Source organism: Streptomyces sp. GC420 (genome assembly GCF_009916105.1).
Lineage (GTDB): Bacteria > Actinomycetota > Actinomycetes > Streptomycetales > Streptomycetaceae > Streptomyces.
Map to the genome: position 1 here is coordinate 1 of NZ_JAAAXQ010000226.1, position 13388 is coordinate 13388.

Here is a 13388-nt window from a genome sequence, read left to right on the forward strand (position 1 = left end):
GGGCGGGTGGGTCAGGGTTTCCAGGGGCCGGTGCGGTCCAGGCGGCGCAGCTGTTGGCGGGCGGTGGGCACGTCCAGCCCTTGGCCGCGTTCGGTGAGGCGGTCGGCGACGTTGGTGCGCTGCTCGACGGGCTTGTGGTCGTCGTACTTGAACTTGGCCCGCACGTCGGTGACTTCCAGGCGCAGGCCGCGGATGCCAGGCAGCATCCGCCCGTAGGGCGGCCGGCCGACGGCGACGGGGGCGTGGTCCCCGTCGGGCTGGAAGTGGGCGAGCTGACGGCGCAGCAGCTCCGCCTTGGCCTCCGGCTCGTCGATGATGTGGGCGTGGCAGGTGAACTGGACGGCCGTGTAGTAGCTGGTGGGGACGCCGTCGGCGGGCGGGGTGCCGGCCTTGGCCCGCCAGGGGCCGGGAATGAAGGCGTAGTCGCCGAAGACGGTGAACAGGACGTTCGGGTCGTTCTCGACCGCCTTCCAGACCGGGTTGGGGCGAGCGAGGTGGACCAGCAGGTCGGGTCCGTCACTGGTGAAGTGGGTGGGGACGGCGACGGGCGCCCGGCCGGGCAGGCCATTGACGCTCAGGAGGCCGAAGTCGTGTCCGCCGGCGATCCAGGTCTGCCACTCGGCTGCGTCCAGGCCGGCGTCCCAGGGCTGGATGAACATGCGGTACTCCTTGCGAGACAGGACTGGGGCGGGCAGCGGAAGGGGTTCAGGTGAGTGCGAGGAGGCTCACGGCGACGGCGGCGGTTCCCAGACCTACGAGCTGGCCCCGATGGATGCGCTCGGCCAGGACGGTGCGGGCGAGCAGGACGGTGCCGGCCGGGTAGAGGGCGGTGATCACGGCGACGACGGCGAGATCCCCGCTGCGGGCGGCGAGCAGGAACAGCAGGTTCGCCACCGAGTCCAGCACCCCAGCGGTGATCGACGTCGCGTACGCGGGCCGCTCGGGACCGAGCCTGCGATGCATCAGCCCGGCTGCGGCCAGGGTGACGGCGGAGGAGACCGCCCGGCCGATGATCAGCGGGGCCACTCCGCTGTCGGCGGGCGCCTGGTGCAGGAAGATCAGCTGAAGGGCGACGGCGGTGCCGGCGCCGAAGGCCGACAGCAGCGCCGCACGCGACGGGCGCGCCGCCCCCGCGCCGTGTCCGGCGCTGACCAGCACCACCGCCACCAGCGCCAGGGGCAGCCCCACCAGCCCGGCCGGGCCCAGGTGCTCGCCCTGGAACACTCCCACGCCGACCGGCAGCATGGCCGATACCAGGGCGGTCACCGGCGAGAGCACGTTCATCGGACCGATCGCCAGCGTGCGGTAGAGCAGCGCGAACGCGGCGGCCGACGCGACTCCGGAGGCGGCGCCCCAGACAAGGGCACGGGTGCTGAACGAGGCGCCGAGCACCGGCCACAGCAGCAGCTCGACCGCGAGAGAGGCCGGGGCGGCGATCATCACGGTGCGCAGGACGTGGGCTTTGCGGGCGCCGAGGCCGCCGAGGAAGTCGGCGCATCCGTAGGCGAGGGAGCTGCCCAGAGCCAGCAGCAGAGCGATCACGGTACATCCCTTACTATCAATGGAACGACTGAACCGTACAACGCACCGACCGGCGAGTGTCAACCAAACGACCGAGCGGTGCAGTGCACTGGCCCACGGTGTGAGGATGGTGATCGGATGGCCGAGACGGCCGCGGCTCTGCGGACACTCGCGCACAACGTCAGGACGGCCCGCACCCGCGCCGGCCTGTCCCTCGACGAACTCGGCCGGCGCGCCCAGGTCAGCAAGGGCGCCCTGGTGGCACTGGAGAAGGCGCAGGGCAATCCGAACTTCGCCACCCTGGTCCGGCTGGCCGACACCCTCGGCATCCCGGTCTCCGCGTTGCTGGAGGGCCGGGCCGAAGGGCACGTTCGTGTCGTGTCCGCCGACATCCTGGCACCGCTGTGGACCGGGGCACGGGGCAGCGAAGCCAGGCTCATGCTGACGACATCGGGCCCGGCCCCCACCGAGGTCTGGCGCTGGAAACTCGAACCCGGCGAGGAGTACGCCAGCCATCCCCACCAGGCCGGGGTCGTGGAAACCGTCAGCGTCACCTCCGGCCGGATGACCCTGGTGGTCGACGGCAACGAGCACACCGTCGACGCCGGGCAGACCGCCGCCTTCGACGGCGACGCCCCCCACACCTACCGGGGCGCGGGCACCGAAACCTGCCACCTGATCATGACGGTCCACCTGCCGCCGGGCCCGGCCTCCACAACATGACCCGCGTAGGACGTGCACGGGCGCCGCATCGGCGTCGCCACGCGAAACAGCAGCGATCCGAAACATGCGACGGCGGCACGGCCGTACGCCGAGGCGGCCCGGAAGGCACCCGGCCTCGCCGAGCGCGACCCACCTGGCGCACCAGGCCGCCCGGCTCGGCGCCCGCCGGCGCCGCTGACGCGCCGCGCGCCGCTCTGCCCCCGAACCGCGGCCTGCAGCGGCCGCCGGTCAGCGGGGCGCGGTGGCGGCACGGCCACCCGTGACGCGGAGGAGGTCCAGTCTCCCGGCGTCGCTGCTTCCGGTCGCTGCCGTGTAGGCGACCATGCGCAGGTCGGCGCCGGGGACGACGAGGACGTCGCAGTCGAGCAGGATGTCGCCGATCTCCGGATGCCGGATTGTCTTGCGATCGGTCGTGTGCTGGGCGGCGGCCGTCTCCGTGGCCCAGTGGCGGGCGAAGGCGTCGGACGTTTCCCGCAGTTCCCGCACGAGACGATCGAGCCGGGTGTCCTGGGGATAGCGGGACACGGCGTCCTTGAGGTCGGCGACGATCGACGCCGCGAAGGCGTCCGGTCCGCGTTCGGAGCGGACGGGAAGCATCGAGGCGTGGGCGGCGCCGTTGCCGAAGAGCGCACGGGCGAGGTTGCGTTCGGCGGTCGGGAGGGCGGCGGGGTCGTTGTGCAGGGCGCTCCACATGGTGTTCCACCACACCAGGGTCCAGTCGGCGGTGAACACGCCGACCGGGATGTCGCCGAGGCGCGCAGCGAGCCGCTGGATGCCCGGGGCACATGGGTGCCGACCGTCCCGTCCTGCGGCGGCAGGAGCCCGGCGCTTCGGTACAGCCGGTCGCGCTCGGCGCGGGAGAGCTGAAGGGCTCGGGCGAGGGCGCCGACGACCTGGGTCGAGGGGTTCTTCGCGCCGCTGCCTCGCCGATGTCGTCCTCGGCGCGACGCGGGCGCCGAGCGGATCCTACGTCGACCGCGACCGTGTGGGCCGCTCCTCGCGGGAGTCCTACGACCCGCGGCGCGAAGGCGGACTCTGGGATGCCGCCGAACGGTTCACCGCGGTGTGAACGGCCCGGGAAGAGCGCGGGATCGGGCCGGGGGCGTCGTGGGAGCGGAAAGCAGCGGGAGGAGCCGCCGCCGGTCGGAGGGCCGGCGCCGGCGGCCACCCCGCGGGCCCCGCCCAACCGGGCGGGCCCGCGCCCCGAGTCGCCGGGGAGGTCCGAGCCAGCCACGAGCGCGTAGGCCGGGTGCTCGCCCCGGCCGGGCGGGGCGGCGCGCGGTACCCGCAGGGGTCCGGAGCGGTGGGCAGCTGTCAGCCGGTCCGGGCCCCGGCGCAGCCGGACGGCGGCCCCGCCGCGCGCCGGACCAACTGCAAACCCCAGTGGGCGACGTCGAGTTGCCGGCCGGTCGCGTCGGCCGCCCCGGCGCTGTGGGAGGCGGTGACGGTGTTGGCCGGGTTCGTCGGACGGCGTGCCGGACAGCGGGCCGGCCCCGTGCGGAGGCGCCGGGGGGCGGCTTGTGGCATCAGTGCGGCGTCGCCCTGCCTGCCGGCTGATCACTTCGCCTGGGCGAGCCGGACCGCGTCGGGGCCGGCCGGGAAGCGCAGCAGACCGGTCGTGTCGTGCACGGCTCGCCACACCGCCTCTGCGACGTCGCTCTCCTCGGTGAACAGGTCCTGGCCCGTGAAGTCGTCCATGGCCTTCTTCGCCCACGGTGCGTAGGGCGCCGGGACCAGCTCGTCCAGCGGCGCGCCGTTCGTCGCGTTGGCTGCGAAGTTCGTCGTCAGGCAGGCGCCCGGCTCGACCGTCTTCGCCTGCACGCCGAAGGGTGCGAGCTCGAGCGCGAGGGATGCGGTGAATCCCTCGACGGCCATCTTGCTCGCCTTGTAGACGGCCGAGAGCGGCATGTGTCCCAGCACCACGCTGGAGGTCACGTTGACCACCACGCCGGAGCCGCGCTCGCGGAACTGGGGCAGCACCGCCTGCGTCGTCGCCATCACGCCGAACGTGTTGGTCTCGAAGACTTCCCGCACCCGGGCCATGGGAGTGCCCTCGAACACGCTGATCGACGGGACGCCCGCGTTGTTGACCAGGACGTCGATGGGTCCCGCTGTCTCGAACGCGTCGGTGATGGTCCTGGGCTCGGTCACGTCGAGCCCGACGACGCGGAGCCGGTCGGACTCCGGCAGGACGCCCGCGCGCGGCGTGCGCATCGTGGCGATGACGTTCCATCTCCGCGCGTGGAAGTAGAGGGCGGTCGCCCGCCCGTATCCGGATGAGGTACCAGTGATCAGAACTGTCTTCATGCCGTGGTCCTTGCGATGTGGTGGGATCCGCGGCGGACAGGCATCTTCCTGCTCCGCGGGAGAACCGGTGACCTCATTGAATCGCTCTGACCTGCGAAAACAGTAGAACTATCCTCGCTTCCTCCTGCACGATCCTCCTGCGTGGCCGAGGCAGGCCCGCTCAGGGCAGGACGCCCGCGGGGGTGCGTACGGTGTTCCGCAGGCGCGCCGCGTCCCGGCTCGGGGGTTCGCCGAACTGGCGGCGGTACTCGCGGCTGAACTGTGACGGGTTGTCGTAGCCGACGCGGTGGCCGACCCCTGTGACGTCGCCCGGGTGGGTGGCGAGCAGCAGCCGGGCCTCCTGGAGCCGGATCTGCTTCTGGAACTGGATGGGGCTCATGGCGGTCACCGCCTGGAAGTTGCGGTAGAAGGCGGAGAGGCTCATGCCGGACAGGCGTGCCACGTCCTCGACCCGGAAGGGCTCGGCGTAGTGCTCGCGGATCCAGCGCACGGCGCGGGAGACGTGGCTGAGGCCGCTGTCGGCGAGGCCGAGCTGGCGCACCGTCGCGCCCTGCTCGCCGGTGATCAGGCGCCACAGGATCTCGCGTTTGACCAGCGGGGCCAGTACGGCGCGGTCGCGGGGTTCGTCGAGCAGGCGCAGCAGCCTGACCACCGCGTCGAGCAGGGCGGGCGGGGCGTCGCCGACGGCGAGCCCCGGCGGCGTGCCCGGGCCGGTGCGGGTGGTGTCTCCGGGCCCGGCCTGCAGCAGCAGTTCGGCGACGGCGGACGGTTCCAGCGTGAGACCGAAGCCGAGGGCCGGCTGCTCGGGTTCGGCCCGGGTGAACTGTCCGGTGACGGGCAGGTCGACGGATGCGACCAGGTACTGCCCGGGGCCGTACTCGTGGACCCGGTCGCCCAGCACGAGCCGTTTGGCGCCCTGGGCGATGACGGCGAGCACCGTGCCGGACATGGAGGGCGACGGCGGATCGGGCCGGTCGACCCTCGAGATGAGGACACCGTCGATGGCGGTGGTCCAGTCGGGGCGGGCGTGCCGGGCCAGCAGGGTGCGGAGCTCTTCGAGGGCCATGCGTCCATTGCAGCACCGTTGCGTGGCACGGCTCCCGCGTCCGCGAGGATCGTGCAAGTACGAGCGAGCATCGTTGTAACGTTTTCGCAGGTCAGGGGCGTTGAATGGGGTCAGCTCACTCCATCACCGCAGAAGAGGGACTCCATGATTGCCCACTACGGCTTCAATGCCACCCTGACCGCCAGGCCCGGAATGGGTGGCCGGCTCGTCGACCTGCTGCTGACCGGCCTGGACGAGGGCAGCCCCGGGGCGAGCGGACACTGCGTCGTCTACCTGGTCTCCCGTTCCGCGTCCGACCCGGACGTCGTCCATGTCACCGAGGGCTGGACCAGCGAGGAGGACCACCACCGGATCTTCGCCGGCGAGGCCGCCCGGGCCATCGTGGCGCAGGTCGACGAGCTGCTGGCCGGGCAGCCCGAGTACACCGACTACGTCCCGGTCCGCGGCAGGGCCGCCTTTTGAGCCGCCGGACCGCCCCCCGGACCGATCTCCCGGCCGGCCGCCCCGGCGCCGAGGCGCCCCCATCCTCGTCCCAACGTCCGGCACCACCCCGCGAAAGGCCGATGACCATGACCACGGCACGACCCGCCCTCGACCCCGAACTGCGTGAACTGCTGGCCGGCATGCCCCTGATGCCGCAGCTCGGCCCGGAAGTGCTGGCGCAGGTCCGCCCCTTCTCGTCGATGCCCGTCGAACCCCTCCTCGAAGGTCGCGTGATCGACCGACGCGAGGTCACCGTTCCGGGTCCGGACGGCGAGCGGATCCCCCTGTCGGTCTTCAGCCCCGCCAGGGCCGAGCGCTCAGCAGGGGCGCCCTGCGTCTACTGGGTGCACGGCGGCGGGATGGTCATGGGGGATCGCTTCTCGCAGATCGACATTCCACTGGAGTGGCTCGACGAGTTCGGCGCGGTCGTGGTCTCCGTGGACTACCGGCTGGCGCCGGAGGCCACCGGCACGACCCTGGTCGACGACTGCTACCGGGGGCTGCTGTGGGTCGCGGAGCACGCCGACGACCTGGGTGTCGATCCCGCCCGCATCGTCGTCGCCGGCGCCAGCGCGGGCGGCGGTCTCGCGGCCGGTGTCACCCTGCTGGCCCGCGACCTCGGCACCCCGGCGATCGCCGCGCAGGTGCTCATCGGCCCCATGCTCGACCACCGCAACACCAGCACCTCCAGCCGCCAGTACTCCGGCGACCCCGGCGTCTGGACCCGCGAGATGAACGAGTTCGGATGGCGCTCCGTCCTCGGCGACCGCACCGACGACGAGGTGTCCGAGTACGTCTCGCCGGCACTGGCCGAGGACCTCTCGGGCCTGCCGGCCACCTACATCGACACCGGCTCCGCCGAAGTCTTCCGCGACGAGGACACCGACTACGCCACCCGCATCTGGGCGGCCGGCGGCCAGGCCGAACTCCACGTCTGGGCGGGCGGCTTCCACGGGTTCGACGCCCTGTACCCGCAGGCGCACATCTCGGCCACAGCCCGCCGGACCCGCACCGACTGGCTCGCCCGGCTCCTGACCCCGAACCGCGCCGCATGACGCCGCATGACGCCGTATGACGCCGCAGGTGGACAACCACCGGGTGGCCGTGTGCGCGCCCGTCGTCCCGTCCGGACAGGACGGCGCGCGGACCACCACTGCCCCAGCGCCGTCACCGCCGCCTTCGGCAACGGCCGTGCGGCCTCCCGGCGCCCACCGCGTCCACCCGGCTCTGCCTGTTCACGTGCCCCCCTCGGCCGCCCCGGTCCCGCGGCCGCAGAGATCACCCGTCCCGGTCGCGGTGGTCCTCCGGTTCCCGGCGGTGCGGCGGCCTGCCGGCGGGCGGGTTCACCGTGCGGTTGGTGCGGTGTCCGGTGAGGCGAAGGGGCGGGTCAGTGCCCGGTCGACCAGGGGGCCGGCCGCGCCGGTGTATCCGGCCGGGTCCAGCAGCTCGACCAGCTCGTCCTTGGTGAACGCGGCGCTCACCGCCGGGAGTTCGGCCAGGATGTCGGCCAGCGGGCGGGAGGCGGCCGCCGCCTGCTGGGACGCCCGGGTCAGCAGTTCCCTGGCCGCCGGCGTACCCAGGCGGGGTGCGAGTACCGCGCTGAGGCGCTCGGAGACGATCTGTCCGCCGGTCGCCCCGGCGTTGGCGCGCATGCGTTCGGGGCGGACCGTGAGCCCTCGGGTCAGTTCGACGGCGGTGTGCGCGGCGCCGCCGGTCAGCCGCAGGCACTCGCGCAGCGGCTGCCATTCGGCGTGCCACACGCCTGCTGCGCGTTCGTCCTCGGTGACCAGGCACTGCGTCAGGACGGAGGCGAGGGCGGGCACTTGCAGCGCCGCCGAGCGGATCAGCGTCGCGAGGACGGGGTTGCGCTTGTGCGGCATCGCCGACGACGCGCCCCGGCCCGCGGCCGCGGGCTCGGCCGCCTCGCCGACCTCGGTACGGGCCAGCACCTGCACGTCCGCGGCGATCTTGCCGAGGGCGCCGGTGGTGTGGGCGAGGGCCGCGCCGAGGTCGGCGAGGGGGGTGCGCAGCGCGTGCCAGGGCAGGACTGGGACGGCCAGGCCGGTCTCGTCCGCGAAGGCGGCGGTCAGGTCGTCCAGGACGCTTTCGCAGGCGGCGCCGGGCCCCGCGTGCTGGAGGTAGCCCGCCAGTGTCCCGGCCGCGCCGCCCAGGGAGACGGGCAGCCCGTGGTCGGCGACGTGCCGCAGCCGATCGGCCGCGTCCAAGACCAAATGCCGCCAGCCGGCCGCCTTGAGTCCGAAGGTGGTGGGCACGGCGTGGAGGGTGAGGGTGCGGCCCGCCATCACGGTGTCGCGGTGCCCGGCGGCAAGGCGGGCCAGTGCCTCGGCCACGGCCCGCAGGTCGTCCAGGATCAGGCGCAGCGACCGGGCGGCCACCAGCATCGCGCCCGTGTCGAAGACGTCCTGGCTGGTGGAGCCGCGGTGCACGTACTCGGCGGCCCGGGGTGAGCGGGCGGCCACCACCGCCCGGAGCCTTTCGACCAGGCCGACCACCGGGTTCGCGGTGCGGCGTGCGGCCAGCGCCAGTTCGCGCGGATCGAGGTTCTCCGCGCGTGCCGCGGCCGTGATCGCCTCGGCGGCGTCCCGGGGAATCGTTCCGCAGCGTGCCTGGGCGCGGGCCAGGGCCGCCTCCGCGTCGAGCATCGCCTGCAGCCAGGCGGTGTCGCTGACCGCCGCCTCGACGGGGGTGCCCGCCCACACCGGGCAGAGCAGTCCGGTCTCCGGGAAGCGGGAGATCGTGCCGCCTGCGGGCGGTGAGTCCTGTGTCGTCGTCATGCGGAGGTCCTCGCGCCGGTGGTGGTCCTGGGGGCGACCGTGAGGGCCCGGGCCCTGACGGCGGGTTGCTGCGGCGGGGAGGCGGCCGGCAGGCCGGGAAGGGCGAGGACGGCCGCCGCGATGGCGTCGGAGTCCTCCAGCGTGACCGAGCCGACGCCGGGTCTGATCCCCGCCGCGGTCACCCAGTGCACCGACTCGGTGGGAACGCCGTGGGCGAAGCGCCGCGGGTGCGCCGCACCGTGGGCGTTCACCAGGTGGTGGGGCCGCCCGGAGACGGCCAGGCCGCCGGTCTCGTAGTCCTGGCCGTCGCTGCCGGGAATGCGGTAGGGGCGGCACTGCCCGGTGTGCAGCAGCTGGTTCATCAGCGGGTCCGCGGTGCGGCGCAGGTCGATTCCGGGCAGCCGGCACTCGATCAGCGTGGTGGCCCGTACCCGCACGCCGGGAATGCGGTCCGACGTCGCGGTGAAGCATGGCCCGTCCGGGGCGTGGACGCCGGCGCTCACGCGCATGCCGGGACCGGTGACGTCCAGGACGCCCGCGTCCATGAGCGCGGCCATCTCCTCGATGCGCGACGCGGGCGGGCCGATCGACAGGTACGCGTTGAGCGGTGTGTACCACCGGTCCAGTTCGTCGCGGTGCGAGGCGGCGTCGAGGCCGGCGTGGTCGACGGCGAGCCGCACCTCGTTGCGCAGGTCGCGCAGCACGTCCAGGGCGGCCTTGAGCGGGCCGCCGACGTTGCCGCGGCGGGCCTCGCGCACATCGTCGTCCAGGTGGCCGCGCAGCCAGCCGCGGAAGGCGGCCGGACGGGTGAGGGCGCGGCTGCCGTAGGGGCGGGCGATGCGTTCCCAGTCCCAGCGGTCGTCCGGGCCGATGCCCGCCGCCTCGAGGAGAAGGTCCTCCTGCGGTCCCGGTGCGGCGTGCAGGTACCGGGCGGCGAACCGTGCGACCCGGTCCGGATCGTCTCCGCGTGCGGCCAGTAAGGCCTCGTAGTAGACGCACTGCACCTCCCGCGCGATCAGCGGCCACAGATCGTCGCCGAACCGCACCGGCCGCGTCCCGGTGGCGGACGTGCGCAGTGCGGCGACGTGATCGGCCGTCAGCAGCCGGGGGGTGTAGCGGCCGTGGGCGCCCTTCTCGTTCTCGCCGCGCGCGTGGTAGGGCACGCCGCGCCGCGAACCGGCGTACAGGCGTGGCTCGCGGCCCGAGGGCCGGTAGACCAGGCGGCCGCCCCGGCGTTCGAAGGCACCGCCCCGGCCGTACGTGAACAAGGCCATGTAGTCGAAGAAGTTCAGGCCCAGACCGCGCAGCAGCACCCTCTCGCCCGGCGCGACGGACGACAGGTCGGCGTCCGCCGGGTTGACCGGGGGCAGGTAGGTCAGGCCGTGGCGGCCGGCGAAGGCGGCCAGTTCCTGTTCGGCGGCGGTGGGCCGGGCCGGTACGTGCCCCTGGGCCAGGACCACCGCACCGAGCCCGGCCAGCCGGGTGCCGTCCTCCAGCACCACCGTCTGCGGGCCGGCGCCGCCCGTTCGGGCGCCCTCGCCGTCCTCCAGGGCGACCGCACGCACGGGATGCACACGCACCGTCATGTGCGCGGGCGCGTTCGCGGTGACCTGCCGGAACGCCCAGGTCAGGTAGTGGCCGTACAGGGCGCGGGTGGGATACGCGTCCGGTCCCGTGTCCCGTGCCTCGGCGATGGTGTCGTCGTCGTAGGCCAGGTGCGGGCCGGGAGTGGTCACACCGGATCCCACGGCCCTGGCCCACTGGTACAGGCTCGGCCCCTCCTCCAGCGGCCCGTCGATGTTGACACTGGCGTCCGTGTACACCGTGACCTGCGAGGCGACGGTGTTCATCAGCAGGTGCCGGGACTGCGAGGGCCGCCATACCCTGCCCGCGCCGGCGGGGGCGGGATCGGCGATGTGCACGGTGATCGCGTCCCAGCGCGGGGACTTGCGTTCACGGGCGCAGAGCCGTTCCAGCACCGACAAGCCACGCGGCCCGGCACCGACGAGGCAGACGGCCATGTGCCCGCTGTTCACCGGGCCTTTCCACGCGGCGCGGCCGCCTGTCATCGGTCGCCCGGCGCGGAACCCGGCGAACCGGCACGGTCGTCTTCGTGTGTACCGTCCACAGCGCCTCCTTCCCGCAGCCACCGTCGGCCGGGGCACTCAACCGGCGCTCGCATCCGGCTGGAAACCCGGCCCCAGGCCTGGGGCCGGGCCGGGGCGGCGTCGCCGTTCCAAAGGTCAGGGCGGCCGCGGCGACCGGCGGCATGCGATGCGGGCCGCATCGGGCTGGTCGCGGGACACGCCCGGGCGGGCTGCGGACGGACCGTGCCTCGCTCCGCCGGTGCCCGTGCCGTGGAAAGCGCACGGCTGAGTGTGCGCCGGGCCGGCGACAAGCCGCCGGCGGGTGGGCGTCCGGTCGGGGTCGTCACCCGCCGGACGGCACCCGGGCGAGCACGGTCCGCGAACGGGGCGGTGACGGCTGCGGTGCAGGCGTGCGCCGTCCCGGTGGGGAGTGCCGGAACCGGCGGCGGCCGCGCGAGGTGTCGTGCCGGTGCGGGTGCACCGGGTCGGCCAGGGTACGGGGAGCGGCGGCCGGGTGCGCTCCGCGCGGGCGCCGGGGCCCGGCGGGCGGTACGGAACCTGGTCGCGGGCTCTGCCGTCCGTTCGGGGGCCCACAGGTCGAGCACCGGGCCGGTCCCGCCCGGTGGGGTGGCGGCCACGGCAACGCGCGCGGGAGGCGGCGCGGAGGGCGCGGAGGCGCTTTCAGCGGGCTGAGGCGGTCGCGCCCTGCCCGCGCCTACGCCCTCGGCGGGCCGGTGACCACGTGTGCGCCGGGCCGGCGGGGCGGGGGGACAGTGCCACGGGGTTCGCCCGGGGCCCGCGGGACCGCCGCGCCCGGGCAAGGCGGCGCCGGCCGGCAGGCGGGCCGCCCGGGCCGTGGCCACCACCCTGCCGTCGCGACGGCGAGCCCGGCGGCGTGCGGGTGGTCGGCGACGAGGCCGCGACGCGGGAGTGCGCGCCCCGGCGGCTGCCGGTGACGACGTGTATGCCGGGCCGGCGGCGGCGTTCTCGAAGCAGTGGCCGCCGCCGCGCGTGCCGTGGCCTGCCCGGATGCCGGGCCGGGCGTGATGCCGACGGCGGACCCGCCCGACCGCCCGCCGCGAGAGCGCCCGGCGGGCGGCCCGGGAGCGGTCGTCGCGCGCCCTTCCCGGCGCCCCGGGGCTCCCGGCGGGCGGGCCGGGCCGGTTCAGCCCGCGCTCAGTACGGCCGCCGAGTTGAAGCCGCCCCGGCCGCGGGCCAGGACGAGGGTGTGGCGGACGGGGATCCGACGGGGGGCGGTGACGAGGTCGACGGGGCAGTCTGCGGCGGGCTCGGCGGTCCCGGTGGTCGGCGGGATCACCTGGTCGCGCAGGGACAGCAGGGCGGCGGCCACGTCGAGGGATGCCCCGCCGGCGAGCAACCGCCCGGTCATCGACTTCGGCGCGGCCACCGGGACGCCCCGCGGGCCGAACAGGGCGGCGAGCGCCTCGGCCTCGGCGCGGTCGGCGGCGCGTTCGCCGGCCGCGTCGGCGAACACCACGTCGATCTCGTCGGGGCGCAGCCCGGCGTCGGCGAGGGCCAGCCGGGCGGCGTCGCCCAGGCGCGGGGTGCCGGGGCCGTCGAAGGTGGCCGCGTATCCGGCGAACGTGCCGTACACGCGGGCGTCGCGCTCGCGGGCGGCGGCGGCGTTCTCCAGGACGAACAGGGCGCCGCCCTCGCCGACGACGTGGCCGCCGGCGGCGGCGTCGAAGGGCAGGTAGGCGCGGGCGGGGTCGGTGGCCGGGCTCAGCCGGTCCGTGGCGAGGTGGGCGGCCCAGCCCCACGGGCACAGCGCCGAGTCGACGCCGCCGGTGACCATCAGCCGGGCGCCCTTGCGGATCTGGCGCCGGGCGTGTGCGACCGCGTCCAGGCCGCCGGCCTGCTCGGTGACGACGACGCCGCTGGAGCCGCGCAGCCCGTGCCGGATGGAGATCTGACCCGTGTTCACGGCGTAGAACCAGGCGAAGGACTGGTAGGCGCTGACGTGCTGCCCGCCCTTGGACCACAGGGCCTGCAGTTCGCGCTGCCCGAACTCGAAGCCGCCCGCGGAGGAGGCGGTGACCACGCCGGCGCCGTACTCGGGCAGCGCGGCGGGGTCGGTGCGGGAGTCGTCGAGTGCCTCCTTGGCCGCGGCCAGGGACAGCCGGGTGACCCGGTCGGTCTGTGTCAGCAGCCGGCTGGACAGGTGGTCCTCGTCGACGAAGCCGGGGACCTCGCCGGCGATGCGCACCGGGTAGCGGGAGGCGTCGAAGCGGGTCACCGGGCGGATGCCGCTCTCGCCGCGCAGGGTCGCCGCCCACCACGCCTCGGTGCCCAGCCCGTTGGGTGCGGCGACGCCGATGCCGGTGACGACGGGGCCGGTGGTGGCGGGGGTGCCCGGCCGGGCGGCGGGACGGTCCAGTGTGGCTG

11 protein-coding genes are annotated in these 13388 nt (G+C 74.7%); 3 read left to right on the forward strand and 8 right to left on the reverse strand.

Going from position 1 to position 13388, the window contains the following annotated elements; all coding sequences use genetic code 11:
• Window positions 1-11 precede the first annotated feature (11 nt).
• Window positions 12-659 (reverse strand): FMN-binding negative transcriptional regulator, encoded by a 648-nt coding sequence (locus GUY61_RS24490; protein ID WP_166632407.1) that lies wholly within the window; start codon window positions 657-659, stop codon window positions 12-14.
• 46 nt (window positions 660-705) lie between these two features.
• Window positions 706-1542: a DMT family transporter gene (locus tag GUY61_RS24495; RefSeq protein ID WP_166632408.1), complete on the reverse strand. Its 837-nt coding sequence runs from the start codon at window positions 1540-1542 to the stop codon at window positions 706-708.
• 117 nt (window positions 1543-1659) lie between these two features.
• Here GUY61_RS24495 and GUY61_RS24500 point away from each other — a divergent pair, with 117 nt between their 5' ends.
• On the forward strand, window positions 1660-2244 hold the full coding sequence (locus tag GUY61_RS24500) for a helix-turn-helix domain-containing protein (protein ID WP_166632409.1): 585 nt from the start codon (window positions 1660-1662) through the stop codon (window positions 2242-2244).
• 228 nt (window positions 2245-2472) lie between these two features.
• Here the strand turns inward: GUY61_RS24500 and GUY61_RS24505 are convergent, their stop codons facing one another.
• From GUY61_RS24505 to GUY61_RS24515, 3 genes are all read right to left on the reverse strand, one after another.
• Window positions 2473-2976: a hypothetical protein gene (locus GUY61_RS24505; protein ID WP_313896835.1), complete on the reverse strand. Its 504-nt coding sequence runs from the start codon at window positions 2974-2976 to the stop codon at window positions 2473-2475.
• 825 nt (window positions 2977-3801) lie between these two features.
• Window positions 3802-4551, reverse strand: a complete 750-nt coding sequence (locus GUY61_RS24510) for an SDR family oxidoreductase (protein WP_166632410.1) — start codon at window positions 4549-4551, stop codon at window positions 3802-3804.
• A gap of 160 nt (window positions 4552-4711) precedes the next feature.
• Window positions 4712-5617, reverse strand: coding sequence for an AraC family transcriptional regulator (locus GUY61_RS24515; protein WP_166632411.1), 906 nt, complete (start codon window positions 5615-5617; stop codon window positions 4712-4714).
• Between the two features lie 144 nt (window positions 5618-5761).
• On the opposite strand from GUY61_RS24515, the gene GUY61_RS24520 reads away from it, so the two are divergent.
• Both GUY61_RS24520 and GUY61_RS24525 read left to right on the forward strand, forming a co-directional pair.
• Window positions 5762-6079 carry a putative quinol monooxygenase gene (locus tag GUY61_RS24520; RefSeq protein WP_166632412.1) on the forward strand — a complete coding sequence of 106 codons (318 nt, stop codon included), beginning with the start codon at window positions 5762-5764 and terminating at the stop codon, window positions 6077-6079.
• A 107-nt stretch (window positions 6080-6186) separates the two neighbouring features.
• Entirely contained in the window at window positions 6187-7155 is a 969-nt protein-coding gene (locus tag GUY61_RS24525) for an alpha/beta hydrolase (RefSeq protein ID WP_166632413.1), read from the forward strand.
• 288 nt (window positions 7156-7443) lie between these two features.
• On the opposite strand, the gene pcaB is transcribed toward GUY61_RS24525, so the two are convergent.
• The 3 genes from pcaB to GUY61_RS24540 all read right to left on the reverse strand — a co-directional run bounded on the left by pcaB (window position 7444) and on the right by GUY61_RS24540 (window position 13380).
• Window positions 7444-8895 (reverse strand): 3-carboxy-cis,cis-muconate cycloisomerase, encoded by a 1452-nt coding sequence (pcaB, locus tag GUY61_RS24530; protein ID WP_166632414.1) that lies wholly within the window; start codon window positions 8893-8895, stop codon window positions 7444-7446.
• Complete coding sequence (locus GUY61_RS24535; protein ID WP_166632415.1) at window positions 8892-10931, reverse strand: FAD/NAD(P)-binding domain-containing protein; 2040 nt, start codon at window positions 10929-10931, stop codon at window positions 8892-8894. Before GUY61_RS24535 ends, pcaB begins: the two co-directional genes overlap by 4 nt.
• 1216 nt (window positions 10932-12147) lie before the next feature.
• Entirely contained in the window at window positions 12148-13380 is a 1233-nt protein-coding gene (locus GUY61_RS24540) for a ketosynthase chain-length factor (protein WP_166632416.1), read from the reverse strand.
• Window positions 13381-13388: the final 8 nt, after the last annotated feature.